This window comes from Pseudomonas sp. (genome assembly GCF_050739935.1).
GTDB lineage: Bacteria > Pseudomonadota > Gammaproteobacteria > Pseudomonadales > Pseudomonadaceae > Aquipseudomonas.
In genome coordinates, this window is record NZ_JBOICF010000060.1 from 26,227 (window position 1) to 52,573 (window position 26,347).

The 26,347-nt window shown below is 60.9% G+C and carries 25 protein-coding genes; 7 read left to right on the forward strand and 18 right to left on the reverse strand.

The genetic code is table 11. The features are described 5' to 3' along the window. Nucleotides 1-15 precede the first annotated feature (15 nt). Nucleotides 16-135 (forward strand): glycoside hydrolase family 15 protein, encoded by a 120-nt coding sequence (locus ACRER8_RS10810; RefSeq protein ID WP_431746358.1) that lies wholly within the window; start codon nt 16-18, stop codon nt 133-135. Nucleotides 136-224: 89 nt separating this feature from the next. Here ACRER8_RS10810 and ACRER8_RS10815 read toward each other — a convergent pair whose 3' ends face one another. The 4 genes from ACRER8_RS10815 to ACRER8_RS10830 all read right to left on the reverse strand — a co-directional run bounded on the left by ACRER8_RS10815 (nt 225) and on the right by ACRER8_RS10830 (nt 3,815). After that, nucleotides 225-482: a DUF1652 domain-containing protein gene (locus ACRER8_RS10815; protein ID WP_431746326.1), complete on the reverse strand. Its 258-nt coding sequence runs from the start codon at nt 480-482 to the stop codon at nt 225-227. Nucleotides 483-614: 132 nt separating this feature from the next. Beyond that, nucleotides 615-1,340: a DUF72 domain-containing protein gene (locus ACRER8_RS10820; protein WP_431746327.1), complete on the reverse strand. Its 726-nt coding sequence runs from the start codon at nt 1,338-1,340 to the stop codon at nt 615-617. A 111-nt stretch (nt 1,341-1,451) separates the two neighbouring features. Continuing rightward, nucleotides 1,452-2,546 (reverse strand): alpha/beta hydrolase, encoded by a 1,095-nt coding sequence (locus ACRER8_RS10825; protein ID WP_431746328.1) that lies wholly within the window; start codon nt 2,544-2,546, stop codon nt 1,452-1,454. Nucleotides 2,547-2,675: 129 nt separating this feature from the next. Continuing rightward, the gene (locus ACRER8_RS10830; protein WP_431746329.1) at nt 2,676-3,815 is read right to left on the reverse strand and encodes a glutathione-independent formaldehyde dehydrogenase; all 1,140 of its coding nucleotides are present in this window, start codon (nt 3,813-3,815) and stop codon (nt 2,676-2,678) included. 750 nt (nt 3,816-4,565) lie between these two features. Here ACRER8_RS10830 and ACRER8_RS10835 point away from each other — a divergent pair. Beyond that, nucleotides 4,566-5,084 (forward strand): DUF4142 domain-containing protein, encoded by a 519-nt coding sequence (locus tag ACRER8_RS10835; protein WP_431746359.1) that lies wholly within the window; start codon nt 4,566-4,568, stop codon nt 5,082-5,084. 144 nt (nt 5,085-5,228) lie between these two features. Here ACRER8_RS10835 and ACRER8_RS10840 read toward each other — a convergent pair whose 3' ends face one another. Both ACRER8_RS10840 and ACRER8_RS10845 read right to left on the reverse strand, forming a co-directional pair. Continuing rightward, nucleotides 5,229-5,444 carry a hypothetical protein gene (locus ACRER8_RS10840; RefSeq protein ID WP_431746330.1) on the reverse strand — a complete coding sequence of 72 codons (216 nt, stop codon included), beginning with the start codon at nt 5,442-5,444 and terminating at the stop codon, nt 5,229-5,231. 170 nt (nt 5,445-5,614) lie between these two features. After that, nucleotides 5,615-6,472 (reverse strand): SDR family oxidoreductase, encoded by an 858-nt coding sequence (locus ACRER8_RS10845; RefSeq protein ID WP_431746331.1) that lies wholly within the window; start codon nt 6,470-6,472, stop codon nt 5,615-5,617. Nucleotides 6,473-6,719: 247 nt separating this feature from the next. Between ACRER8_RS10845 and ACRER8_RS10850 the strand changes: the two genes are divergently transcribed. Continuing rightward, nucleotides 6,720-7,700 (forward strand): aldo/keto reductase, encoded by a 981-nt coding sequence (locus ACRER8_RS10850; protein ID WP_431746332.1) that lies wholly within the window; start codon nt 6,720-6,722, stop codon nt 7,698-7,700. A 68-nt stretch (nt 7,701-7,768) separates the two neighbouring features. Here the strand turns inward: ACRER8_RS10850 and ACRER8_RS10855 are convergent, their stop codons facing one another. The 9 genes from ACRER8_RS10855 to ACRER8_RS10895 all read right to left on the reverse strand — a co-directional run bounded on the left by ACRER8_RS10855 (nt 7,769) and on the right by ACRER8_RS10895 (nt 16,210). After that, entirely contained in the window at nt 7,769-8,119 is a 351-nt protein-coding gene (locus ACRER8_RS10855; protein WP_431746360.1) for a RidA family protein, read from the reverse strand. Between the two features lie 100 nt (nt 8,120-8,219). Next, nucleotides 8,220-9,473: an NAD(P)/FAD-dependent oxidoreductase gene (locus ACRER8_RS10860; RefSeq protein WP_431746333.1), complete on the reverse strand. Its 1,254-nt coding sequence runs from the start codon at nt 9,471-9,473 to the stop codon at nt 8,220-8,222. Next, the gene (locus ACRER8_RS10865) at nt 9,466-10,842 is read right to left on the reverse strand and encodes an NAD(P)/FAD-dependent oxidoreductase (protein ID WP_431746334.1); all 1,377 of its coding nucleotides are present in this window, start codon (nt 10,840-10,842) and stop codon (nt 9,466-9,468) included. Before ACRER8_RS10865 ends, ACRER8_RS10860 begins: the two co-directional genes overlap by 8 nt. After that, entirely contained in the window at nt 10,839-11,192 is a 354-nt protein-coding gene (locus ACRER8_RS10870; RefSeq protein ID WP_431746335.1) for a (2Fe-2S)-binding protein, read from the reverse strand. The genes ACRER8_RS10865 and ACRER8_RS10870 overlap by 4 nt, the downstream gene beginning before the upstream one ends. Next, nucleotides 11,182-12,324, reverse strand: a complete 1,143-nt coding sequence (locus tag ACRER8_RS10875) for an NAD(P)/FAD-dependent oxidoreductase (protein WP_431746336.1) — start codon at nt 12,322-12,324, stop codon at nt 11,182-11,184. Before ACRER8_RS10875 ends, ACRER8_RS10870 begins: the two co-directional genes overlap by 11 nt. Beyond that, a complete protein-coding gene (locus ACRER8_RS10880) occupies nt 12,321-13,118 on the reverse strand; it encodes an ABC transporter permease (protein ID WP_431746337.1) in 798 nt (265 codons plus the stop codon). The genes ACRER8_RS10875 and ACRER8_RS10880 overlap by 4 nt, the downstream gene beginning before the upstream one ends. Nucleotides 13,119-13,124: 6 nt before the next feature. After that, entirely contained in the window at nt 13,125-13,997 is an 873-nt protein-coding gene (locus ACRER8_RS10885) for an ABC transporter permease (RefSeq protein WP_431746338.1), read from the reverse strand. After that, nucleotides 13,984-15,057, reverse strand: coding sequence for an ABC transporter ATP-binding protein (locus ACRER8_RS10890; RefSeq protein ID WP_431746339.1), 1,074 nt, complete (start codon nt 15,055-15,057; stop codon nt 13,984-13,986). Before ACRER8_RS10890 ends, ACRER8_RS10885 begins: the two co-directional genes overlap by 14 nt. A gap of 76 nt (nt 15,058-15,133) precedes the next feature. Continuing rightward, the gene (locus ACRER8_RS10895; protein ID WP_431746340.1) at nt 15,134-16,210 is read right to left on the reverse strand and encodes an ABC transporter substrate-binding protein; all 1,077 of its coding nucleotides are present in this window, start codon (nt 16,208-16,210) and stop codon (nt 15,134-15,136) included. Nucleotides 16,211-16,431: 221 nt separating this feature from the next. Here ACRER8_RS10895 and ACRER8_RS10900 point away from each other — a divergent pair, with 221 nt between their 5' ends. After that, nucleotides 16,432-17,343: a LysR substrate-binding domain-containing protein gene (locus ACRER8_RS10900; RefSeq protein WP_431746341.1), complete on the forward strand. Its 912-nt coding sequence runs from the start codon at nt 16,432-16,434 to the stop codon at nt 17,341-17,343. Between the two features lie 16 nt (nt 17,344-17,359). On the opposite strand, the gene ACRER8_RS10905 is transcribed toward ACRER8_RS10900, so the two are convergent. After that, nucleotides 17,360-18,361, reverse strand: a complete 1,002-nt coding sequence (locus ACRER8_RS10905) for a quinone oxidoreductase family protein (protein ID WP_431746342.1) — start codon at nt 18,359-18,361, stop codon at nt 17,360-17,362. 335 nt (nt 18,362-18,696) lie between these two features. On the opposite strand from ACRER8_RS10905, the gene ACRER8_RS10910 reads away from it, so the two are divergent. After that, entirely contained in the window at nt 18,697-19,191 is a 495-nt protein-coding gene (locus ACRER8_RS10910; RefSeq protein ID WP_431746343.1) for a GlcG/HbpS family heme-binding protein, read from the forward strand. A gap of 232 nt (nt 19,192-19,423) precedes the next feature. Continuing rightward, nucleotides 19,424-19,660, forward strand: coding sequence for a hypothetical protein (locus tag ACRER8_RS10915; RefSeq protein WP_431746344.1), 237 nt, complete (start codon nt 19,424-19,426; stop codon nt 19,658-19,660). A gap of 100 nt (nt 19,661-19,760) precedes the next feature. Here the strand turns inward: ACRER8_RS10915 and ydiJ are convergent, their stop codons facing one another. Next, nucleotides 19,761-22,796 carry a D-2-hydroxyglutarate dehydrogenase YdiJ gene (ydiJ, locus tag ACRER8_RS10920; protein WP_431746345.1) on the reverse strand — a complete coding sequence of 1,012 codons (3,036 nt, stop codon included), beginning with the start codon at nt 22,794-22,796 and terminating at the stop codon, nt 19,761-19,763. A 159-nt stretch (nt 22,797-22,955) separates the two neighbouring features. On the opposite strand from ydiJ, the gene ACRER8_RS10925 reads away from it, so the two are divergent. After that, nucleotides 22,956-23,840: a LysR substrate-binding domain-containing protein gene (locus ACRER8_RS10925; protein ID WP_431746346.1), complete on the forward strand. Its 885-nt coding sequence runs from the start codon at nt 22,956-22,958 to the stop codon at nt 23,838-23,840. Between the two features lie 159 nt (nt 23,841-23,999). Here the strand turns inward: ACRER8_RS10925 and ACRER8_RS10930 are convergent, their stop codons facing one another. Further along, entirely contained in the window at nt 24,000-26,342 is a 2,343-nt protein-coding gene (locus tag ACRER8_RS10930; protein ID WP_431746347.1) for an FdhF/YdeP family oxidoreductase, read from the reverse strand. Nucleotides 26,343-26,347: the final 5 nt, after the last annotated feature.

The following is a 26,347-nucleotide window of genomic DNA, read 5'->3' on the forward strand; positions in this document are numbered from 1 at the left end:
CAGCTCGATAGAGTTATGGAGTTGAGCGATGGCGCTCGGTACCGCTATGTGTGGGTGCGCGACGCTGCCTATACGACCAAGGCACTGCTGAGCGTGGGCGCGCGCTGTAGTAAGCAGCCGCCTTTTGCTGGTTGATCGCTGCCAATCGCAAGCATGGGCCGGGCATGTACGGGTACTACATGCTGGAGCCTTGTCTTATCGATCGGACCCGCTTGCCGCAAGACTTACAGAGAGGCAAGACGGTCGGATCGATTGGCCTGCGAAGAGCGTACCTGGGCACGAAGCTGAGCGATCAGATCAGATATCGCACGGCTGGTGTTGAGGCTGGCGATGGGAATCCCGCCCATTACGACATTCGAACCGCTGGCGGGATCGATGATCTCGATAGTCAGTTCGCCGTTGGCGTTAGCCGAACACTTGCAGCGCATGGGGAGAAAGCCGGATTCGATGATGTGGCGTAGTTCCAGTGCTGAGATGGCCATGTTGGTATTCCTTGTTATGTGCAGGGTTGACCTCCGGCCCCTGGCGCTAATTCCCAACATTTTTCATCCAGCGGATGGGCTGCTGAGCAAACCCGAGAAGTGCACTGCTTATCTTCCTGGCTTGCGGGAGTTTTACCTCAATAGCGTCTGTACCAAGCGTGCATTGCCCAATGCGGCATCACGCGCAGTGTTGTCAAAAATGCACCACGTGGGCACGCCGTCGGCCATTGTCGCCTCGACTCTCTGGACCAAGCGCTCCAGCCACTCCGTTTCGTAACAGCTGTAGTAGATACGCGGCGAACCATGGAGACGCCAGTAACGGATCCCCTGACATCCACTGGGCTCATCGTCGCCGCTGATGCGGCCGGGATCGACCGCCGCCTGGGCGATTTGCTGATCGACCAGCAAGTCCTGCGCAAGCGTCCAGGATTCATGGCGCGGCTCGATGACGACATGCCCGGAGTAACGAGCCCTGAGGGCGTCAAAGAAGTCCCCGGCAATGCGCGCATCGAATTGCAGCGAGGGCGGCAGCTGTACCAGCAAGCATCCGAGCTTGCTGTCCAACGCAAGACATTCGGCAAGAAAGGTGTCCAGCAATGCCGAACAGTCCACCAAGCGATTTTCGTGGGTAATCGACTTCGGCACTTTTACCGAGAAGCGAAATCCGGGATTCACGGATGCCGCCCACTTGGCGTACGTTCCAGGTCGATGCGAGCGGTAGAACGAGCTGTTTATTTCGACCGCTGTGAGACGCGAAGCATAGCGTTCGAGGTGGGTACCCTCGCCTTCAAAGTCCGGCCAATATTCGCGGCCGAGCTTCCAGCCGGCGCAGCCTATGTAGAGCCCGTCAGCACTCAAAAAAGCCCCCTCGACATCCCATGTATATCTTGACCGTTTTCAGTCCGATGCCTTCAGAGCCACGCGCCAGCGCGGCTCTTCGGCGATCAAAGGGGTACGCTCAGCTTTCCCCTATTGCGAAAGGTCGGCCTTGAGTCGCTGACCCGCATATTCCTGAGCTTGCTCTGCCTTCTGAACTACGGCAGCAGTGCCGAAGAATTCATGAGTCACGCCCGGATAGACCTTGCGCTCGACGCTGACACCGGCGCTACGAAGCGCCGTTTCCAATTGCGCGCCATCGTCACGCAATGGATCGATCTCGGCATTGATCAACGTAACCGGCGGCAAGCCTTGCAGATTGGCATGTACCAGATCGATCCGAGGATCCTTGGCATCCGCCGCATTGTTCGTCACTTGCGAAATGAACCACAACATCATCGGACGATTCAGCGGCATCGCATCGGCGTACTTCAAGTACGATTCGGTGTCGGTGCTGGATTGCGCCACCGGGTAAACCGACAGGACATGCTTCGGCGCGGTGAGACCCGCCTTGTGAGCCGCGACTGCGGTCGCCACGGCCAGGTTACCGCCCGCACTTTCACCGGCCAGCGCCAGGCGTTTCGGATCGCCATTGAGGGATGTCGCATTGGTGGTTAGCCAACGATAGGCAGCGAGGGCATCATCGTGGGCGGCCGGGAACTTGTTCTCCGGGGCCAGACGATAGTCGACCGAGACAACCACGGCATTGGCTTGCTTCGAAAGGCCGCGGGCGCCGCCGTCATAGACTTTCCGATCAGCGAAGACCCAGCCACCGCCATGGAAATACAGCACCACAGGAAATGGCCCGGCGCCTTCAGGAGTGTAGACGGTGGCCGGCATCGAACCTGCTGCGCCGGGGACTGTGGTTTCGCGGGATGTGACGCCAGGCACCAGTGCGGTTGGGGTGCTGTCGCGTTTCTCATCAGCCAGCACACCCTTCACGGCATCGGCGATGGTCGGTTGCAGACGGGCTTCGGCCGGGGTGGTTTTTTCCACGGCCTTGGCGTCGAAACTGGCGAACTTGTTCAGCACCTTCTGCATGTCTGAATCAGTGCGAAGCATGCTTTTGGTACCGCTGATGGCCAACTCGGAGACAGAGTGTTTTTCCGGATCTCGCGCGCAGCCATGCAGCATCGCTACAACGCCAACGGCAGAAACTGCCCACAACCATTTATTACGATGGGTCATTATCATTATTTGATCCTCAGAGCATTGGCAGGCCTGCGCACGCTGTTGCCCAACGGGCGCAGGCCCTGATTTTTTGATCGTTGCCTCCACGCTTCAGCCTTCGGAGAAAGCGCGTTACTGCGTATTGCCTCAGGCTGCGGGTTTGAGAATGACCTTGGTCCAGCCCTCATCACGGGCGTCGAAATGCTTGTAGGCGTCCGGCCCCTCAGCGAGCTTCAGGCTGTGGGAAATGATCTGCGATGGCTTGGCCCGATCATGATGGATCAGTTGCGCCAACCGACGGTTGTAGGCCTTGACGTTGGCCTGACCGGTGCGAATCTGCTGGCCCTTGAACCAGAACGAGCCGAAGTCGAAGGCCATCTTGCCCTCCTTCGCCAGATCGTTTTTCGCCCCTGGATCCTGCGGCACGAACACCCCGACGACACCGATTCCGCCCGTCGCCTTGGTGGAGGCCACCAGATTGTTCATGGTCAGATGGTTCGCCTCGTGCCCATGCTTGTCGCAGCACTGATAACCCACGCACTCGCAGCCACGATCGGTGCCCAAGCCGTGGGTCAGGTTGAGTATCTGATCGACTGCCTCTTGTTCCAGCGAGTTGATCGGGGTGGCGCCCATCTGTGCCGCGAGTTTCAGACGGTCAGGATGGTTGTCGACGACGAACACTTGCGACGCGCCCTTGATCATCGCGGAATGGGCAGCCATGAGGCCGACCGGGCCGGCCCCGTAGATCGCAATGCTTTCGCCCGGCATCAGGCCGGCAAGTTCCGTTGCATGCCAGCCTGTGGGGAAGATGTCGGAGAGCATGACGTAATCGTTTTCTTTCTCCTGTGCATCTTCGGGCAGCAACAGGCAATTGAAGTCAGCGTAGGGAACGCGCAGCAGCTCGGCTTGCCCACCCTGATAGGGGCCCATGTCGGCGAAGCCGTAAGCGGCCCCTGCGCTACCGGGATTGGCGGTCAGGCAGAAACCGGTCAGGCCCTTTTCACAGTTTTCGCAAAATCCGCAGCCGATATTGAACGGCAGGCATACACGGTCCCCGACCTTGATGCGATCGACGCCGGCGCCCACTTCAATGACTTCACCGAGGTTCTCGTGACCGAATACGCGACCGGTCTCCATCGAGGTGCGGCCTTCGTACATATGCAAATCGGAACCACAGATATTAGTGGTGGTGACGCGAACGACTGCGTCCGTTGGCTTTTCAATTCTGGCATCAGGGACATTTTGCACGCTGACGTCGCGCGGTCCGTTGTAGACGATGGCTTTCATTGGATTCTCCCGTTCAAGCGACGATGAGGTGGTTTCGTCTGCTTACGAGATATCTGTCCGACACGGAACGGCATAGGCTCAATGTTTTAAACAAACGCCTGACGAGCGGTGTTTTTGCCTTCGTTTAATTCAACGTAGTTGAATTAAACGTGTGGAGGATGATCCACTTTTTTCAATTGCCCTTTGTCCTTGCAACATGCATCGCATGGGCCACTGGCTGGAGTAGCCATTGCCTAACCGTCAAACGCACGCCCTCATAATGGGCACGTGGGCATGGATTGCGCTTAATCCGGCAAGATGACGAGTAGTCCTTCCGCAGTCTCGATTTGTGGAACTCCCGGACGCATCTGTTGATCAGCGAGCCATGCCCGGGCTTTAGGGACATCAAAAATCTGACCCTGGTCCATCAGGGCCAGGATCAATGTTTCGGAAACTCTGTAGTGACCACATTCCGAACACTTGCGTTCTTCCCAGGACGCGATCGAAGGAAGCTGTTCGGCGGGCCCTGCGCAGATCAAACAACTCATAAGACACACCTTCTTATTGTCATTAGTGGCTTTTGATTGAGTGTGGACTCTGAAAGCGTCCGGCAATTCCATGCACCGTCGCTGAAAACGATAGTGTGCTTTAACGTCGCCGTTGTGAAGAACACCGCCGTTCGCAAAAACGCTGAACGTTCCGTTCACGGGTCCATCAGATGAATACGGGCATACGAGTGTCGTGGTGCCCTACACAAAAAGGAATGATGAAATGGCTCATACAGTTCGCACTATCACTCTTGCAGCGGTTTTTTCCCTGGCCTGCCACGGAGCCTTTGCGGCTCAGAGCAATGACGACTTCGTCGAAGATGCGTCTGCCAAAGGTGTAGCAGAAGTCGAGGCCGGCAAGCTGGCCCAGGAAAAAGGCACCGCTGCCGACGTCAAAAGCTTCGCCGAAATGATGGTCACAGATCACACGGCAGCCAACGAAAAACTCAAATCCATCGCCGCTAGCAAAAAGCTCGAAGTCTCCAGCAATCAACAGCTGATGGACAAGGCAAAGGCAATGATCCTGGAACTGCGCAGTGCCAAGTCATTCGACCAGGCCTACGCAAACAACCAGGTCAAGGCGCACGAAGCGACTATCGCGCTGTTTGAAGATGAAGCGGCTAATGGCAAGGATGCTGATCTGAAGGCTTTTGCGACTGAGACGTTGCCTAAGTTGAAAGCTCACCTGACGAAAGCCAAAGCGCTCGCCGAAGCCCACGGCGGCGATGCTGCCAAGCAGTAAGTCGGGACAGTAAATCGTACTGTCTTTGCTGTAGCAGCACGGCGTGCCGGGGATGATCTTCTGAAGATCGCAACCGCCGGCAAGCCGGACTGCTACAGGGCGCATTGGTCATCGTGAATTCAGTAGAGCTCTATCGCCTCAGCATTACCGACTCATCAACTCACTGATGCACTGTCCCAGAAGCCGTTGGCTATCGTCCACGCACTTCACGGATTCCCTGATAGATTTGGCAACCGCAGCGCCATTGCCGTTCTCCCCTTCCTCAGCCCAGTCCGCCAACTTCGAAAGAGCGTCGGTCATCGCACGCTGATTCTTCAAAAGGGCGTGCAGGAGTGTCGTGGTGGCAGGTGTATTTTGCATGAGCGTCCCTCAAGCGCCAGTGAGCGATCGCCAGAAACCCTTCATGGGCTGGCGTCGCGGGGCACAATGCCACCAGCAGCTTTGAGGCTATAGTGGCACGATGGTTCCACCTGCCCCGGAGTTAGTTCAGGGCAAGCCACACGTGATGTGATGGCTTGCACCGGGCGGCATCACAGGATCGGCTTGCCCCCCGTCACGCCATAACGCGTTCCCGAGATATAGCTGGCTTCGTCCGAGGCGAGCAGGACATAGATCGGCGCGACTTCAACCGGCTGTCCCGGCCTGCCCAGCGGCGTCTCCTCACCAAAGCTTTTCACGTCTTCCGCAGGCATGGTCGATACGATCAGCGGCGTCCAGATAGGCCCCGGCGCCACGCTATTCACGCGAATCCCTCGCGGCCCGAGCATCTGCGCAAGCCCGGCAGTGAAATTGGCAATGGCACCCTTGGTGGTCGCATAAGGCAGCAAAGTGGGCTTGGGCGTGTCCGAATTCACCGAACTGGTGTTGATGATAGAACTGCCCGCCGCCATCGAAGGCAGGGCCGCCTTGCAGATACGAAACATGGCAGTGATGTTGATATCGAAGGTCTTGACCCATTCCTCATCGGAAATCTCCTCGAGGGTTTTGTGGCTCATCTGAAACGCAGCGTTGTTCACGAGTACGTCGATGCGCCCGAACTTACTGACGGTGTCATTGACGATGGCGGAACAGTGCTCTTTTTTCGCGATATCTCCAGGCAGTAGCAGACACTGCCTGCCCGCCTCTTCGACCCAATGGGCGGTCTTCTTGGCATCTTCATGCTCATCCAGATACGAAATGGCAACGTCCGCGCCTTCCCGGGCAAACGCGATGGCTACCGCTCGACCAATACCGCTGTCTGCGCCAGTGATCAGGGCAATCTTGTTGGCCAGGCGATCCGACCCCTTGTAGCTGGTCTCGCCGCAATCCGGATAGGGGTCCATCTGGCTTTGATCGCCAGGTACTGCCTGCTGTTGCGGTTTAAAGGGCGGTTTGGGGTAATCGGTCATGGCACTCTCCTCAAATGGTCCGGACGCAACGTTGTGCGCATTGAGGGTGGACTTTGAGTCGACGCCATGAGTTCGCAGTTTTTGCGAATCGTTATGCCTCGCTCAAGTGTCAGTTTTCGGGGGATGACACTCAACGGCAGGCGACTGATGGCATCCCTTCTGCCGCCACCAGAGCCGCGACGCGCGGAACGAATGTTCACTGGACTGAATCAATACCCGATCACACAGCCCTTTTGGAGGAATGAAAATGCAGTATTCAAAGCTCGGAAAGACAGGACTTGAAGTCTCGCCGCTGTGCCTGGGTTGCATGACCTATGGCGTGCCAGAGCGTGGCACGCACCCGTGGACATTGAACGAGGATCAGAGTCGCCCGCTCATTCGTCAGGCGGTAGAGGCCGGGATCAATTTTTTTGATACCGCTAACGTTTACTCCGACGGCACCTCGGAAGAAATCGTCGGCCGGGCGCTCAGGGATTTCGCCCGTCGAGATGAGATCGTCATCGCAACGAAGGTCAATGGCCGCATGCACGCCGGCCCAAACGGCGCCGGTTTGAGCCGCAAGGCGATCTTTCAGGAGGCAGAAAATTCGCTTCGTCGCCTGGGCACCGACTACATCGATCTGTACCAGATCCACCGCTTCGATTACGACACCCCGATCGAGGAAACGCTTGAGGCATTGCATGATCTGGTCAAGGCCGGGAAGGTGCGCTACATCGGCGCCTCATCCATGTTCGCGTGGCAGTTCGCAACCATGCTGCATACCTCAAGAGCGAATGGCTGGACGCGTTTTTCGACCATGCAGAATTACGTGAACCTGCTGTACCGCGAAGAAGAGCGCGAGATGCTGCCGCTGTGTCAGGCTGAAGGCATTGGCGTCATGCCCTGGAGCCCCCTCGCCCGCGGCCGACTCACTCGCCCCTGGAATGAAAGCAGTGAGCGGGCTGAATCCGATGAGTTCGGCAAAACGCTGTATGCCCACACCGCCGACGCAGATCGCAAGGTGGTCGAAGCCGTTGCCAAGGTAGCCAAGGCGCGAGGCGTGGCACCGGCGCAGGTGGCCCTGGCTTGGGTGCTCTCACATCCGGGCATCAGCGCACCGATTGTCGGCGCCTCCCGCCCGGGCCACTTGGACGACGCACTGGCGGCCGTTGAGCTCAAGCTCAGCGACGCCGAACGTGCCGAGCTGGAAGCGCCGTACGTTCCGCATGCCGTGGTGGGGTTTTCCTGAGTCGTAAGGTCTCGGCACGTTCTGCATACAGGGCCAGAAATACGTTTCTGACCCTGCATCTCAATGCTTCAGCCTGCGGCGACGACCGTGATTTCGACGAGCAGATCCGGCGCGGCCAGGCGTGACTCGACCGTGGCGCGTGCCGGTGCGTGTCCTTCCGGGGCCCAGGCATCCCAGACTTCGTTCATGCCAGCGAAGTTCGCCTGAATGTCCGACAGCCACACCTGTGCGCTGAGGATGCGGGTCTTGTCCAGCCCGGCCTTGGCCAGGAAATTGTCGATCTTTTCCAGAACCTGCGCGGTCTGCCCTTTGATATCCAGCGTGCGATCAGTCGCCGTCTGGCCCCCCAGGAAGGTAAAGCCGTTGCACTGAACGACGCGGCTCATGCGCTGATTGGTTTCGATACGGGTGATTTCCAGCATGTGAACTCCTCAATGGTGCGGGATGGTTGTGGCGGGTTGGAAAACAGGTGACGCACAGATGCCGGGGTGTGGCATGGATCTGTGCGAGTGAGCTTGCTCACGAAGATGCCGGTACATTGGGAGCATCTGCATTGCCTGGAACGCCGCTTTCGCGAGCAAGTGCGCTCCCATAACTGGTCCGGCGCCCGGCATCGGATGCCGACGTGGTGGGCGTTGCGGTATCGAAACGATCGACCGCGAATGCATCCAGTGAAATGTCCGAATGCTCGCCGAGGATCTGCTGCGCCAGGCGTTTGCCGGTGCCGGGTCCCATCTGGAAGCCGCTCCCGCAAAAGCCGAAGGAATAACTAAGATTGCTCGCCTTGCGACTGGCGCCAATCACCGGGAGATCGTCCGCAGTGAACGCCTCGACGCCAGCCCAGACGCGGTTGACGCCCAGATGCTTCAGGTGCGGGAACAGGTCGGTGACAGTCCGCGCGCTGGTGCCCAGGCGCGTCATGTCGACTTCGCCATGGCGCGCGGGGAAATCCAGTGAGCCGATGAGCTTGCCGCCGATCACTACGGTGCCGTTGGCGAACTGCTTGAACGACAGCGAACGGCCCGTTGCGCCAAGCACAGGTGCGCAGAATGGCGCGACGCGATGGGTGACCATCAGCATCAGCCCTTCCGGGTGGGCCGGCACTGCTTCGCCGACCTGCGCCGCCAGCTCCCGAGCCCATGCGCCTGCGGTGATCACCAGGTGCTCGGCACTGAAAACGGCGCCCGGGGTCGTCACCTTCCACAGACTGCCGCGCTGTTCTATACGCTGCGCCGCAGTGCCCTCATGCACCCTCACACCGAGTTCCTGGGCCGCCAGGCGAAACGCAGTGACTGTCTTGAACGGCACGGCATAGCCGTCGTCCTTGACCCAGATGCCACCGACGACGTGCCGGGCAACCGTGGGAATGATGTCGAACACGGCCTGCTGGTCGATCAAGACTTCGTGCTCGAATCCCAGTGCCTTGAGTTGCGCCACCCGTTGCCGACATTCCTCCAGCTCGGCTTGGTTTTCCGCCAGCTTCAACTGACCGCTGGGTACGAAACCGCCGTCATCACCCAAGGTGTGCCTGAGTTCGTGCCAAAGTGCCCGGGAGGACAGAGCCAAAGGGATTTCCGCTGCGTGGCGTCCAAGGGTACGCACGCCACCCGCGTTGACGCCGGAGGCGTGGCGCCCGCAATAGTCGGCCTCCAGCACCGTAACCTGGACCCCGCGCTGGGCCAGATGAAAGGCCGTGCTCAGGCCATGAATACCGCCGCCGATGATCAACACATCGCCTTGCCGTGTGCCGTCCCTCGCCTTCCGTTCAGTCACCTGCGAGTTCTCCCAAGGTGATTGGCTTGATCGGCGGACGAATGCGGTAATAGCCGACCTCCGCTGCCGAGACGCCCCGCGCCTTGGCAATGACTTCGGTCACGGTCAGGCCACACATGCGCCCTTGGCACGGCCCCATGCCGCAGCGGCCGAATGATTTGGCCTGGTTGGGTCCGGCACACCCCAAGGCCACGAATTTACGCAGTTCGCCGGCTGTGACTTCCTCGCAGCGACAGACCATAACCTCGTCTGCAGGTATGCGGTTTTCTTCCCTGGCTTGATAAACCGCGTCGAGAAACGGCCGGATTCTCAGATTAGCCTCAAGGCCGGTGCGCAACGGCGCGGCGTGACGCTCACGTTCGGCATCACTGAGTAGGCCCAGACGCGCGGCGATCCCCAAGGCCGCCAGTTCGCCCTGCAACGCAGCAGCCTGAGCGCCGCCTATTCCGGCACCGTCTCCGGCAACGTAAATGCCGGGCACGTCCAGTTCGCCCCAGGCGTCGATCACCGGGCTGAAACATAGCTGGTCTTCATCCCAGCGATGACGGGCGCGCAACGATTGGCTGAACTGGATATTCGGCACCACGCCCTGATGCAGCAGCACGCAGCGGGTCGCCACCCGTCGAGTTTTGCCGCCGACGCTGAAAGTCAGGGCGCTGGCGGCGTCGCTACCCTCTACCGCCAGTTGCTCGGCACCGGTGTAGTGGGCGATCCCCGCGCGACGCAGGCTGCGCATCAATTCCAGTCCCTTGCGCAGATAGGGCCAGGCGCGCAGCGCCGCGAACAGATGACGCCGGGCACGCCAGTAGTCTTCGGGGCGTGTGGTATCGACCAATGCCTTGATCGTTACGCCTGCGCGCAGGTATTGCCAGCCCAGCAGATAGAGCAACGGACCACAGCCCGCCAGCACCACTGGCTCGGAGGGCGCAAGGCCGGAGCTTTTCAACAGAATCTGCGCGGCGCCAGCGCTCATGACACCCGGCAACGTCCAGCCGGGAATTGGAAAAGGTCTCTCCATCGCCCCGGTCGCCAGCAATACGGCCTTGGCCTGCACAGTCTGCAAGCGCCCATCGCGCAGGTAGCTGACCTGATGGTCGCGGGTGACCTGCCACACAGCAGCGCCTTTCTCGTAACGCACCGTGGAAGCGGCAAGCGCCTGGGCCAACGTGTTGCCGTGGGCGTAATCCGGCCCGAGCATGTCGCGGCGCGATAACGGCGCCAGCGTGATGCCTCGGTAAATCTGCCCGCCGGGACTGCCCTGTTCGTCGAGCAAGACCACCTGCAAGCCCAGGCCTGCCAGCGCCACGGCGGCCGACATTCCCGCAGCACCCGCGCCAATCACGGCCACATCGATATTCAAAAGGCTCATGACTGCACCTCGAGGGTCTGCACATTCACAGGTTGGAAAATCAGATCGCGGGCGCCTTCCTGTGAGCGGACGCGCATGCCCTCACTGACCTCGATCAGGCAGCTCTGGCGATTGGGCACGCCGTCGATTTCCACCAGACAATCGAAGCACACACCCATCATGCAAAAAGGTGCGCGCGGCGATTCACTGACCGGCGTGGCCCGGAAGCGGTTGATGCCGGACATCAGCAGTGCAGCGGCGACACTGCTGCCAGCAGGTGCGCTCAGCGGTTGGTCGTTGAAGCTCAGGTTCACGGTGCGCGTCGAGCTGACCTCGCTGGCGACCGGTTTGAACAGCGGATCAGTGCGCATGGGAAAACACCTTGTCAGTCAGAAAACGCTCGCCGGAAAACACGCCCAGTTCGTCAGGCATCGCGCCGCCAAGGATCCACGGTGCGATACGCAACGCGTGAGCAGCGGCGAGGGTCACGCCGCTGTGACAGGTCACCACGAACGCGCCGGGATGCTGCGTCGATTGCTGGTAAATAGGGAAACCATCGGGACTCATCACCCGCAACGCACCCCAGGCACGGATCAGCCGCACGTCGCGAAGCAGCGGAAAGGTCGACACGCCGCGTTTGGCTATCGCCGCGAGTACCTCTGTGGAGGTGCTGTCGTCGAAACCCACCTCCTCCATCGAGTCGCCCAATTGCACGGTGCCCTCGTCGGTCTGCCGCACGTTGATGGTCGGGTAATCGAGAAGCGGCCGCACACGCTCGCTGATCAGCACCTGTCCACGATTGGGTGCGACCGGCGCATGCAATCCGACCTGTCGCGCCAGCCCGGGATTGCCCAGGCCAGCGGCGAGAACGATGCGCGGGGCAACAAAACGACGCCTGCCCGCCGTGACGCAGAACTCCCCCGGCGCGCAGTCGATGCGATCGACCTGCACGCCGTTGTGCAACCGTGCTCCTTTGGCCTGGGCCGACGTGTGCAAGGCAAGCAGCAGTTTCAACGGATTGACGTGGCCATCCTGCGGCGTGTAACTTGCGCCGACCACGGCGGGACCGATTAACGGCAGGCGCGCCTTGAGTTCGGCGGCGTCGAGCATCTGGAATGGGTAATCGCCCAGCGCGTCCTGCAGCGTCTGCAAGCGCGATTGGCGCTCCAGCAGCTCTTCGTCGCTAAAGCACATGTGAAACCCACCGGGTTGCTTGAGCTGCACATCGATACCGCTGTCAGCCATCAGCGCCTCGGCAAAACCCGGCCAGCGGGTAGCGGATGAGCGGGTCCAGCGCGAATAATCCGGCAGGTCGTGGCCTTTGCCCTGCACCCAGACCAGACCGAAATTGCCCCGCGAAGCGCGGAACGCGTCGTCGCCCTGGTCCAGCACCACGGTGTCGGCGCCGCTGCGCGACAGTCCGTAGGCCACCGCCGTGCCCACCAGCCCACCGCCGATCACGATCACCTGGGCCTGGGTGACGCCTTGTGTCTGCTGGCTCATTTGCCTTCTCCGATCAATACCCGGTCAAGCCCGACCATGCGGTCGAGTATCAGCATCAACAGCAGGGTGCCGATGATCAGCACCGTGGATATCGCCGTGATCAACGGATCGATCGTCTGGGATATCTGGTTGTACATCGCCACCGGCAAGGTCGTGGTGCCGGGAGTCGCGACGAACACGGTCATGGTCAGCTCGTCGAAGCTCTGGATGAACGCGAGCATCCAGCCACCGACCACCCCGGTGCGGATACGTGGCAACACCACCCGGTAAAACGCGGTCCAGCGACTGGCGCCCAGCGACATGGCGGCCTGCTCGATATCGCGCTCAAGGCCAATGGTCGAGGCCAGGGTCAGGCGCAGCGCATAGGGCAGCACCACGATCACGTGCGTCAGGGTCAGCGCCCAGAACGAACCGCCGATATGCGCCAGGGAAAAGAAGCGCAGAAACGCGATCCCCAGCACCACCGACGGAATCATCAGCGGCGACAGCAGAAAGCCGGTTACCGCGCCGCGTCCGGGAAAGTCGTAGCGACTGATGGCCAGGGCCGCCGGGATCGCCAGCAGCGCGGCGATGGTCGCCGAGGCCAGCCCCAGCTTGATCGACAACGTAAAGGCGTCGAGCATTTCCTGATTGTCCAGCAACGCGCGAAACCAGCGCAGTGACAAACCGTCCGTGGGTAGCGACAAGTAGCCCTTGCTGGTAAAGGCCATCGCGATCACCACCAGCAGCGGCGCGACTATGAAGGTCACGAAGGCGGCATGAAACAGCAGCGAGAAAAATCCGTTCTTGTGCATGGTCGTCTACTCGAAGACTTGCTTGAAGCGGCGCTCGGCCAACTTGCTGCAACCCAGAATGATGATCAGGTTCGCCACCAGCAGCAGCATCGCAATCGCCGCCCCGAGCGGCCAGTTGAGGGTGCCGAGGAACTCGTCGTAGGCAGCCGTTGCCACCACTTTCAAACGCCGCCCGCCGATGATTGCCGGCGTCGCGAATGCCGATGCCGCCAACGCGAAAACGATGATCGAACCTGAAAGCACGCCAGGCATGATCTGCGGCAGGATGATCCGGCGAAACACCGTCAACCGCGAGGCACCAAGGGACAGCCCCGCCCACTCGACCTGCAGATCCAGACGCTGCAACGTGGCCCAGACCGCGATGACCATGAACGGCACCAGCACGTGCGTCAGGGCGATGATCACGCCGACCTGGGTGAAGAGCATCTTGACCGGTTGATCGACGATGCCCAGCGCCTGCAATGCGTCGTTGATCAAACCGTTGTTGCCCAGCAGGATCGCCCAGCCCAAAGTGCGCACCACCACGGAAATCAGCAATGGCCCCAGCACCACCAGCAAGAACAGTGAACGCCAGCGTGGCGCCATGCGCGCAATGATGATGGTCTCCGGGATGCCCAACAGCACACAGAGCACGGTCACCGCCAGAGCCATGCCACCGGTGCGCAGGAAGATCTCGTGGAAATAACTGTCCTTGAACACCTCAAGGTAATTACCGAGGCTGTAACCCGGCATTACCCCTTCGCTGTCACTGAACAGGTTCAGCGACAACACGGCGGTCAGCAGCAGCGGCGCCAGCAGCAAGGCGACGAAAACCAGCAGCGCCGGACCGCTGAGAATCCACGGCGCGGCGCCGACCCGTTCGGCGTCATACGTGGCCATGGGCGACCTCCCTGTCGAGCAGGCGCAAGTCGTCATCGGACCAATCCAGCCCCACCTCGCTGCCCTCCTCCGGTGGCGGCGTGCCGAGGTTGGGCTGGGTCATGTGCACCAGACCCAGACGGCTTTCCACGGCGATCAGCCACAGATTGCCGAGGAACACCCGCAGGCGGATGCGCCCGTTGAGACGGCCGCTGTCCACAGCGGTAAGGCGTACTTTCTCGGGGCGGATGTAGACGTTGACGTCGTTGCCCAGCGAGCGGTCTTCGTGGGGCACGTGCAACAGGGTGTCCTGAACCTGCACGTGGCAGCAGCGCTCGTTGCGCAACTGCACCGCTCCGGCGAAGGCATTGGTCTTGCCCAGGAACGCCGAGGCGAATGGCGAATGCGGCCGCTCGTAGGCTTCGAACGGGGTGTCGATCTGCACGATACGGCCCTTCTGCATTACCGCGATCCGGTCGCTCATGGTCATGGCTTCGACCTGATCGTGGGTCACCAGAATCGTGGTGATGCCCAGTTCGCGCTGAATCGCCCGTAACTCGATGTGCATCTCTTCACGCAGCTTGGCGTCGAGGTTGGACATCGGCTCATCGAGCAGCAACAGATTCGGTCGAATGGCCAATGCCCGCGCAATCGCCACCCGTTGCCGCTGTCCGCCGGACAACGCCTTGGGATAGCGCTCGCCGAGGCCGGCCAGGCGCACCAGATCCAGCGCCTCGTCGATGCGCTTGCCGCGCTCGGCCTTGGGCACCCCGCGCATTTCCAGGCCGAAGCTGATGTTCTGCGCCACGGTCATGTGCGGGAACAGCGCGTAGCTTTGAAAGACGATGCCCAGCCCGCGCTGCTCGGGGCGTACGTGGGTGATGTCGCGACCGTCGAGAATGATCCGCCCTTCAGTGGGCTGAACGAACCCGGCGATCGATTGCAAGGTGGTGGTCTTGCCGCAGCCAGACGGACCGAGCAAGGCGACGAACTCGCCATGCCGGACTTCCAGATTCAAACCGTCAATCGCCTTGAAATTGCCGTAGGTCTTGACGATGCCTTCGAGTGTGAGAAATGCCATTGGCGTGCCACGCAGGCGAACCTGCGTCTCCAGGATGGTTTTCGGAAGGATCGGGGTCGTTGCGTGATCAGAGCGATCAGCGCTCGACGGTACGATTCCAGCGGGTCGTCCACTCGCCGCGCTGCTGGTTGATGGTGTCCCAGTCAACCTTGATCAGCGCGTTGACCTTGTCCGGTCCGTAAGGCATCCGCGCGGCAATTTCCGGCGGCAGGGTGACGGTCTGGTTGACCGGCGCAAAGCCGTTTTCTCTGGCCTGAATGGCCTGCACCTCGGGCGACAGCACGTACTGAATGAACGCCTGGGCCATCTCGGACTGCTCATTGGGGGTCACGCTGCAGGCCGCGATCTGCAAGGCGATGCCGCCTTCCTTGGGGTAAATGAATTTCAGCGGGAAACCCGTGCCTTGCAGGGCTACCGCACGGCCGCTGCCATACACCGCCATGACCACGTCGCCGTTCTGCATCATGCCGTCCATCTCGCCGGGGGCCGACACCCAGGCCAGGACATTAGGGCCGATTTCATCCTTGAGGGCCTTGAAGCCGGGGTCGATATTCTTCTCGCCACCACCGCGCAGGCGGGCCATTTCCACCAGCGTGTGCAGGCCATAGGTGTTGGTCACCGGCGGCATGCCCAGCAGCTGTTTGTAGCGCGGGTCGGTGAGGTTTTCCCAGGAATCCGGAGGCGCCCAGCCGCGTTTCTTGAAGGCGTCTTCGTTGTAGCCGATGCCGGTCGCCACCACGCCGATACCGGTCGCTTCAGGGCTCAGCCGCGCGAGGGGGTAAAGATCCTTGTACACCGGCGCGTCGCTGAGCTTTTCACACAGCCCCATCTGCAGCGCCTGATACATCGGGCCGTCATCCATCATCGCCACGTTGATCTGTTGGCGCCCTTTCTGCGCCTGCAACTTGGCCAGGGTTTCGGTGGAATTACCGGCGACGTAGACCACCTTGACGTTGTGCTGCTTCTCGAACGCGGGAATGACTTTGGTCTTGTACATCTGTTCGGTGGAGCCACCGACACCGGCGACGTACAGCGTCGGTTCGGCGAATGCCGGGGCGCTGCTCAAACCTGCGAGCGTCAGGGTAACGGCAACCGCGAGACGGTTGAACGGGCGAAACGGCTGTGCTGCTGGGGACGAGTTAGGGCTAATCACAGACTATCTCCGAAGTGCGTGGGGCAGATCGAACAATGCGTCAGTCGCTTCAGGGTGAACCGAAGCCATGCATGCGCGGTGCATGCTCCCGGCGAATCCATCGCCAGGTGGCGCATCTTCATGTGCGCTATGGGTTGCTGATTCGAGTATTGCGACAGCCCTCCCATATGGTCAAATACGGATATCCGGGTTAGTTATTCATATTTGATATGGAGCGCAGCATGAATCTGAGGCAGATCGAAGCGTTTCGCAGCGTCATGCGGCTGGGATCGATGACCGCAGCCGCCGAAGTCTTGTATACCTCTCAACCCAACATCAGCCGACTGATTTCCCAGCTGGAGTTGAGCACCGGGCTGACCTTGTTCAAGCGCGCCGGCGTGCGCTTGATCCCCACGCAGGAAGGCCAGGCGTTCTTTCAGGAGGTCGAGCGGGCGTATGTCGGCATGGACAGCCTGAGATTGTCGGCCAAGAACATTCGCAATCTTGGCACCGGGCGACTGAGGGTGGCGGCAGTGCCATCGACGGGCCTGAGCGTGATCCCGAGGGTGCTGAAGACCTTCACCGACCCCCGGCCCGAACTGACCGTGTCGCTGCATGTGAACTCCTCGCCCACGGTCGAGCAATGGGTCAAATCGCAGTTCTGCGATCTGGGCATCGTGGTTCATCCAGGGGATGTCAGCAGCCAGCAGATCGAATTGCTGGCGATGGTTGCGGCGGTCTGCGTATTGCCTGCCGCCCACCGGCTGGCGGACCGCGCATACATCGACTGCACCGATCTGGAAGGCGAAACCTTTGTCTCGCTGTGCCACGGCGACGGCACACGATCGCTGGTTGACGGTGTCTTCGAGCAGGCAGGCGTCGAGCGAGTCATGGCGGTGGAAGCGCAATACAGCGCGATCAACTGCGAGATGGTGGCGCTGGGCATGGGCGTCACGCTGGCTCATCCCCTGGTCGCCAGGGATTATCAGCACCGTGACATCGTGATCCGTCCATTCAAGCCGGACATTCTGTTTCCGACCTATGTGATCTGGCCGCCGGCAGAGAAACGCACCCGAGTCGCCGAGGAATTCATCGAAACGCTGAAAGCGTTCTATCAGGACTCGTTCGACGATCAGGGTTACGGCAGGGACTGAGGCTTTCGGACCGCTTTCAACGAACTTCGTTGATGCACATCACTGACTTGCCGATCTGCTCACGGGCCTCGATGCGCGCGTGAACGGCCTGCACTTCTTCCATCCGGTAGCGGCCTTCGATCTCGATGTTCAGCGAGCCTTCGAGGATCGCCGCGAACACTGCATCGGCGCGGCGCTGGACGGTTTCGCCATCGCCCATGTGATCGGCCAGGCGCGGTCGGGTCAGAAACAGCGAGCCGCTCTCGCCCAGTTCGATGGGGTCAAGGTCGGTGACCGAGCCGGAGACATTGCCGTAATTAACGACCAGGCCGCGGGTGCGGCAGGCCCGAAAGCTGTCGCGCAGGGTGCTTTTACCCAGCGAATCGAACACTACATCGACCCCCTTTCCGTGGGTGGCGTCACGAATGCGCTCAGCGAAACGGCCGTTGTCGTACAGCATGGCGTGATGCGCACCCCGTGCGATGGCGATCGCACATTTTTGCTCGGTGCTGGCGGTGGCGAACACCTGCGCCCCCCTCGCCCTGGCCATCTGCACCAGCAACTGACCGATGCTGCCGGACGCCGCGTGAATCAGACAGCTGCTATTCGCCCCCAATTGCGCGATGTCGTCCACCAGGTACTGCGCCGTGGCGCCCTGGAATATGGCCGCTGCTGCCAGGTCGAAGGCAATCGCGTCGGGGATTTTCGCAATTTTCTGCGCGGACACAGCGGCGTATTCGGCATAACTGCCCCACGAGATGCACCAGGCCACGCGATCGCCTACCGCAAGGTGCTGCACGGCCTCGCCCACCTCGACGATCACCCCTGAACCTTCCATGCCCAGCGTGCACGGCGCGCGCACTGGGTATGTCACCGAGGATGCGTATTTGCCCTGGCGCGTGTGTACGTCCATGAAGTTGATGCCTGCACACGCCACCTTGACCACCACCTGTCCCGCAGTGGCCGAAGGTTTGGGCAAATCGGTACGCAGTTGCACGACTTCAGGCCCGCCATAGCTTTCGATCATGATGCCTTTCATTGGGTATAGGTTCCTTGCGCAGAATGTTCAGAGGTCGATGGCAAAGGCCATGTCCCTGGATGGCGGAATCCATGATAAAACTTTGCCTTCGGATCGATACTCCCCAATTTTCACCCTCTCCGTTCGGAAGTTGATCTATCCCGACTTGCGTCGCTCGCCTTCAATGAAGGCGGTGATGGAGTTTCTGCTGGCATGCGTCGAGCGAGAGCCTCGGTTAAGCAGCCGGAGTTGAGATGAGTTCATTACCCACTAGGTAATGAATTTGCCGCTCGCAGCTAACCGCAGCAGTCAGCTTCGGGTTTATCTTGGGCTTTTCCTCAAGAGTGCCAGACGTCATGCAGTCAAGATCCAGTCTCCTCATCATTACCTTCAGCCTCATGTCCGTGACATGGGGCGCCAGTGCGCTGGCGGAAGCCACTCACACTGTCGAGCAAAAGCCGGTACTCGGTCTCGCTTCGGCGATGAAACTGATGGAGACCGCTCGCGTCTATGCCGACGCGCACCATTGGCCTTGCGCGATTTCGGTCGTCGATGACGGTGGCTGGAACCTGGCGTCGGTGCGGATGGACGGAGCGCCGGTGGTGGCGGGTTCCGATCTCGCGCAAGGCAAAGCGCGCACGGCCGCGTTGTTCAAGCGTCCGTCGGATGATCTGGAAAAAGCGGTTAACGGCGGCCGGATTGCGGCAGTCACGGCAGGCCTGGTAATGATGAAAGGCGGGCAGCCGATCAAACGCAACGGACAGGTGATCGGCGGCGTCGGCATTAGCGCCGACACCCCCGCTCACGACGATGAAATTGCGCTTGCGGCATTGGCCGCCTTGGGAGACTGACTCCAGCGCACATGGGTCACGCAGATGATACAGAACCGAGAAACCGCGGACCGGACCGGCTCAAGACCGACCGTTTGACCTCTCCCGACCAACTGTCTCTCGCTTCCGGTAAACCCGCCTACACTGCCCTGTGAAGCTCTCGGGGATGACGCCCAGCCGTCCGCTCGCCTCCGATAATCCCCGTAACGTCAATCAACCCGATCATGCGTCTTCAACTCCGGGAGGTGTAGGTATGCCTAACAGACGTCCCCCTTTCACCATGGATTGCTGGAACAAGGACTGGGTCATTCACGGGCACAAACTGGTCTGCCGGTCGTGCGGCGCTGGGCAATGCCCTGCGTCGGACGAGCAACCGTTCAGACATACCGAGGCCTGCGCGATATCCGAGGCTGGCGCGCGTTATCCCTGGCGTGAACTCAACGAGATCCTCAAAGAAGGGACGGTCGAATCCAGGCGCATGGTGCATTGAGTATGCGGCGGTGGCGACTGCAAAATGGCTGCCGCCGACAAGCCGGACGTCCGTTTGGCATTTCGGACGTCTGCACCCTTGCGGCGATCGAACCGATCGCTCACGCGTTTTGCGCAACCAGAAGCCGCTCCAATACCACTTCCAGCGGATGGCGTAATTCCCGACCATCCTGACGCTTCACCTGGCTGCGGCATGAATACCCCGTCGCCAATGCTTCGCCCTTTTTGTCCAGTTTGGTCGCCCACGACTGTTCGAAGATGGTCCGTGAGGTCTCCTGATTGCGCGCTTCGTGGCCGTAGGTGCCGGACATGCCGCAGCAGCCGGTGGCTTCGGTGACCAGTTTGAGGCCAATGCGACCGAAGACTTTTTCCCACTGCGAGGTGCTTGCCGGGACGTTGGTTTTCTCGGTGCAGTGAGCCATCAGGCGGAACGGAACGGCTTGCGCCGCGCCTGTCGATTCGGGCAGCACGTCGATCAACCATTCCTGGGGCAACAGCACTTTCGGACTGCCCTCAAGACCGGGAACCTTCTGGTATTCCTGGCGATAAACCAGCGTCATAGCCGGGTCCAGCCCCACCAGCGGCACGCCGCAGTCGGCCAGCGCCTTGAGTTGGGTAGCATTGCGCACGGCGGCCTTGGCGAATGCACCGAGGAAACCCTGCACATGCAGCGGCTTGCCGTTGGCGCTGTACGGCGCCAGGAACACGCGGTAACCCAGCTGATGCACCAACTGAATCAGCGACGCCAGCAACGGAGTTTCGAAGTAGCGAGTGAAGGCATCCTGCACCAGCACGACGCTGCGCTGACGTTGCTCATCGCTGAGCTCGCGCAGGGCCGGAACACTGGCGACCGTCACGTTGCACCGGGTCAGTGTGCTCTGCAGGTTATAACGATGAATCAGCGGGCTATCGAGCATGCCGACGTGACGTTCGAGCAGGCCGCTCACCCATTTCGAACCCATCACCGCGTTGTACAAGCCAGGCGCATAGGCCATGTAGGGGATCGAAAATTCCAGCGAGCCAATCAGGTAATCGCGCAGCGGACGCTGATAACGGCCGTGATACAGCTCAAGGAAACGCGAGCGAAATTCCGGCACGTTGACCTTGATCGGGCACTGCCCCGCACAGGACTTGCACGCCAGACAACCGGCCATCGCGTCGTAGACCTCATGGGAAAAATCCGCCTGCCCTCGGGAGCGCGCCAGGTTATTGCGCAGGCGCGCGGGCAGACCTTTGATCCATGCTGCCTTGCCTTTGGCCGCTTGCAGCACATCGACATTGGCCGCGCCTTGCAGACGCAACCACTCGCGAATCAACGACGCCCGGCCTTTCGGCGAATGCTGGCGTTCGCGGGTGGCCTTCCACGACGGGCACATGGCGTCGTTGGGGTCGAAGTTGTAGCAGGCGCCGTTGCCGTTGCAATGCACGGCGGTGTCGAAGCTTTGCCAGACGCGCTCGTCGATCTGCCGATCCAGGTCGCCGCGCAGGGTAACGTCGTTGACTTTGAGCAGCCCCTCGGCGGCATCCGGCGGAGTGCAGATCTTGCCGGGGTTGAGCTGGTTATGCGGGTCGAACGCCCCCTTGAGCGATTGCAGCGCCGGGTACAGTTCACCAAAGAACGCAGGCACGTATTCAGAGCGCAAACCCTTGCCATGCTCGCCCCACAGCAGGCCGCCGTAGCGTTGAGTCAACGCGGCGACGGCATCGGAAATCGGCTTGACCAACGCGGCCTGGGCCGGGTCTTTCATGTCCAGCGCCGGGCGCACGTGCAACACACCGGCATCGACGTGACCGAACATGCCATAGGCCAGACCATGGCTGTCGAGCAGGGCGCGGAATTCAGCGATGTAATCGGCCAACTGCTCCGGCGGCACGGCCGTATCTTCCACGAACGGCTGCGGCCGAATCTCGCCCTCGACATTGCCCAGCAGGCCCACCGAACGCTTACGCATGGTGTAGACGCGCGTGACCGCTTCCGCGCCTTCGGCCAATGTGTGGCCCAGACGCTCGATGGTCTTGTCGGCCTGCAGATGCGCGACGAATGCCGCGACCCGAGCGTTGACCTCAGCGACCTCATCGCCGCTGAATTCCACCAGGTTGATACCCAGGGTCGGGCGCTCGGCATCGGCCGGAAAATACTCGGCGACGCTGTGCCAGACGATGTCTTTCATCGCCAGCATCAGCACCTTGGAATCGACCGTTTCGATGGACAACGGCTTGCGGGCCAGCAGCGCGTTGGCATCGCGCAGGGCGTCCATGAAGCTGCTGTAGCGCACGTTCACCAGCACCGAATATTTAGGGATCGGCAGCACGTTGAGCTTGGCTTCGACGACATAGCCCAACGAACCCTCGGCGCCACACAACACGCTGTTGAGGTTGAAGCGCCCTTGTTCGTCGCGCAGGTGCGCCAGGTCATAGCCGGTCAGGCAGCGGTTGAGTTTGGGGAATACCGATTCGATGAGGTCGGCCTGGGTTTCCTGGATCTGCCGCGCCGTGCGATAGACCTCGCCAATACGACCGGGCTGGGCGCAGGCGGTCTGCAGTTCGTCGTCGGACAGCGGCAGGCTGTGCAGATGTTCGCCGCCCAGCAACACACTGTGCAGCTCCAGCACGTGATCGCGGGTCTTGCCGTAGGTGCAACTGCCCTGCCCGCTGGCGTCGGTGTTGATCATGCCGCCGACAGTGGCGCGGTTCGACGTCGACAACTCAGGCGCAAAGAACAGTCCGTGAGGCTTGAGCGCGGCGTTGAGCTGATCCTTGACCACCCCCGCCTGTACCCGCACCCAACGCTCGGCAACGTTGATTTCCAGGATGGTGTTCATGTGCCGCGACAGGTCGACCACGATGCCGTCGGTCAAGGACTGGCCGTTGGTCCCGGTGCCGCCGCCACGCGGGGTCAGCTTGATCTGGCGAAAGCGCGGTTCGGCCATCAGGGTCGCAATGCGCGCGACGTCGTCGGCATCCTGCGGAAAGACCGCTGCTTGCGGCAGGCGCTGATAGATCGAATTGTCGGTCGCCAGCACCGTGCGGGTGGCGTAGTCGGCGCTGAGCTGGCCGCGGAAACCGCTGGTGCGCAGCGCGTCGAGAAATTCAGGGTATTGGGCCGCGGGGATCGCGGTAGGCAGCTGGGCGATCATCGTGGGATGGTCTCTTGTCGGTCTGATCACGGGAAACAGCAAAATACTTGTCGCCCGGGCATAAATCGGTCAGCCTCGGGTCGTTGTTTGCGCCAATGATCCTGCAGGTTCCGGCGCGATACAAATGGATATTCCTGCCGCTATCGATGACTTTTCCGAATGAATTACCGTCACCTCACGCCGTCCATGTCTCTGCTGCTGGCTTTCGAGGCTGCTGCGCGGCATGAAAGCTACACCCGCGCCGCCGTGGAATTGTCGCTGACCCAAAGTGCGGTGAGTCGTCAGGTTCAGGCGCTGGAACAGCAGCTGGGCCTGGCGCTGTTTCGCCGGGAAGGTCGGCAGGTGCAGTTGACCGACGTCGGCCGCCTGTACCAGCGGGAAATGAGCGAAGCCCTTGGCCGCATCCGCAGCGCTACGTTGCAGGCCATGGCCTATCAATCCGGTGGCGGCAGTCTGCGCCTGGCGACGCTGCCGACTTTCGGTTCCAAATGGCTGCTGCCACGCCTGCATGACTTCTACAAGACCCACCCCGGCATGCTGGTACACATCAACTCGCGAATCGATGCGGTGGACTTCGAAACCAGCGGCATCGATGCGGCTATAGTCGTGGGTCACGCCGGGCTGCCTGGGCTGATCAGCCATCGCCTTCACGCCGAAGAACTGGTGGTGATCATTTCCCCGCAAACGGCCGAAAACCACCAAAGCTGGAACCCGGAACACATCGCCGGACAGATGCTGCTCAACGTCGCCAACAACCCCAATGTCTGGGGCGACTGGTTCAGCCATCACCACCTGCCCCATCGCATGATGCGTCTGGGGCCGAGCTTCGAACTGACCTCGCACCTGATTCAAGCGGTGAAAGCCGGCATCGGCATTGGTCTGGTGCCACGCATCCTCGTCGCCGACGAACTGGCCAGCACCGAACTGCTCACCCTCGACCTGCCCTTCGCCAGCCAGCGCAGTTACTTCCTGACCTACCCGCCACGCAACGAGATGCTGCCGTCGCTACAAGCATTTCGGACGTGGTTGCTGGCACAGATTTGAGAGTGGGCGAATCAACCAGCCAACCGCTGCAACGACAAGTCGCAGAGTGAGATCGGGCATGCAACCTCAATGATCGCTCCCACGCAGAGTGGAAGCGATCTACAAGGGCGTCAGCGCAAACACCACGGATTTAGCGACGACCACCCGACGAAAGCCTGGTTACACCACCTGATCCTTCCTCGGCAGCGCTCGCTCCTGCGCACGCGCATCGGCTTGCGCTTTGTGCAGCGTGATCGGCACGGATTTGGCAGCCGGCACTTTGCTGCGTTCCGCGTGATGCCAGACTGGAACCAGAGGATTGCACTCGGGGTAATATGCCGCTGCGCAGCCGGTCGGGATGTCATAGGCGATGATCTGCAATGGCCCAACCTGTCTGAGCACTTCAGGCTCGACGGCCGTGCGCAGCGTCACCCAATCACCAGGCGCATACCCCAGTCGCACGACATCGTTGCGGTTCATGAACACCACGCTGCGCGTACCATGCACGCCGCGAAAGCGGTCGTCATAGCCGTACACGGTGGTGTTGAATTGATCGTTGCTGCGCAGCGTCATCAATTGAATGACGTCACGTGCCTCAGGCCCAGGCGACACATCGTCGTCTTCATCGAGACCGCGCGGCGAAATGAAGCGCGCCTTGCCGGTCTCGGTTTTCCATTGCCGCTGGGCAGCGGCGATTGGCCGGTGAAAACCGCCGGGCTCCCACATCCGCGACTCCATGTCATGAAAGATTTTCGGATAAACCTGCCCGATCGCCTCGCGAATTTTTGCGTAGTCACGCCGCCACTCGTCCCAAGGGATACGCGCCTGGCCATCAAGCGTCGCCTGCGCCAGGCCCGCGATGATCGCGACCTCCGCCCGCAGCTGTTCACCGCCGGGCTGACTTCTGCCCTGCCAGGCACGGATACAACCGGTGCTGTCTTCCGTGCTGTGCACCTGCTCGACGCCGTTCTGCACATCCATTTCGATACGCCCCAGACACGGCAATAGCCACGCGCGCTGCCCAGGTATCAAATGAGTGCGATTGAGCTTGGTGGCGACCTGGACATTAAGTTCGAGCCGCGACCATGCCGGTTCCATGCGATCGGTATCGGGTATGGCCCGCAGAAAATTGCCGCCCAGGCCGATGAACGCTTTGACGCTGCCGTCGAGGATGCCCATACACGTATCGACCGTCGCCAGACCCTTGCGCTGTGGCACCTTGAAGCCGAACAGCGATTCGATCTTGTCTTGGGGCACCTTCGCCGGATCCTCGGTGATACCCACCGTACGCTGGCCCTGCACGTTCGAATGGCCGCGCACTGGACAGATACCCGCGCCAAGCTTGCCGATGTTGCCGCGCAGCAGCAGGAGATTGACCAGCATCTGCACGTTCTCCACGCCATGACGATGCTGAGTCAGGCCCATGCCATAGATCACCATCACCCGCTCGCTGCGGGCGTAGACGGTCGCGGCCGCTTCAAGCGCGCTGCGATCGAGACCCGAACGGCTTTCCAGCTCCGGCCAGGTATAGCGGTCTACCTCGGCGATGAAAGCGTCGAAACCGTCGGTGTGTTCGGCAATGAAGCCGTGATCGAGTACCGCGCCACCGGCTGCACGATCCATTTCCAGCAATGCCTTGGCCATGCCCATGATCGCCGCCGTGTCGCCGCCGATGGAGACCTGATGGTATTGGGTGCTGATGATCGTCGAATCCGGCCCAAGCATTTCGCGCGGGGATTGCGGGTTGACGAAGCGCTCCAGCCCGCGCTCGCGGATCGGATTGAAGGTGATGATCGGAACTTCGCGTCTGCGCGCCTCTTGCAACGGATGCAACATGCGCGGGCTGTTACTGCCCACGTTCTGGCCGAAGAACAGAATGCAGTCGGTGTGCTCGAAGTCGGCCAGGGTGACTGTACCGACCGGCACGCCGATGCTTTCCTGCAGGCCGACAGACGTGCTTTCGTGGCACATGTTGGAGCTGTCCGGCAGATTGTTGGTGCCGTAGGCGCGCGCCAGCAGTTGGTACATGAACGAAGCTTCCAGCGACGCACGCCCGGAGGCATAGAACACGGTCTGATCCGGTTCCAGCTGGCGCAACTGCGCGCCGATTTCCGCGTACGCGTCATCCCAGCTGGTGATCTGGTAGCGATCAGTAGCCGGGTCGTAACGCAACGGGTGAGTCAGACGTCCATGCTGCTCAAGATCGTGATCGCTCCAGCTTCGCAGCTCAGTCAGCGAGTGAGACTGGAAAAAATCCGGCCCGGTCCTTAACGAGGTCAATTCCCAGGCAGTGGCCTTTGCCCCGTTTTCACAGAACTCCAGCGCGTGGGGATTGCCCGGCTTGGCCCAGGCACAGCTGACGCAGGCGAAACCTTTGGGCTTGTTTTGCCGAAGCAGCGCCATCGGCGCTTTCTGGTACGCCTGCTCGCGCCAGAGGATGTTCATGACTGAATAGGCCGAACCCCATCCTCCAGAGGCGGAAGAATAGGGCCGGTAATGCGCAACGGGATGAAGAAGCTGCATTGGGT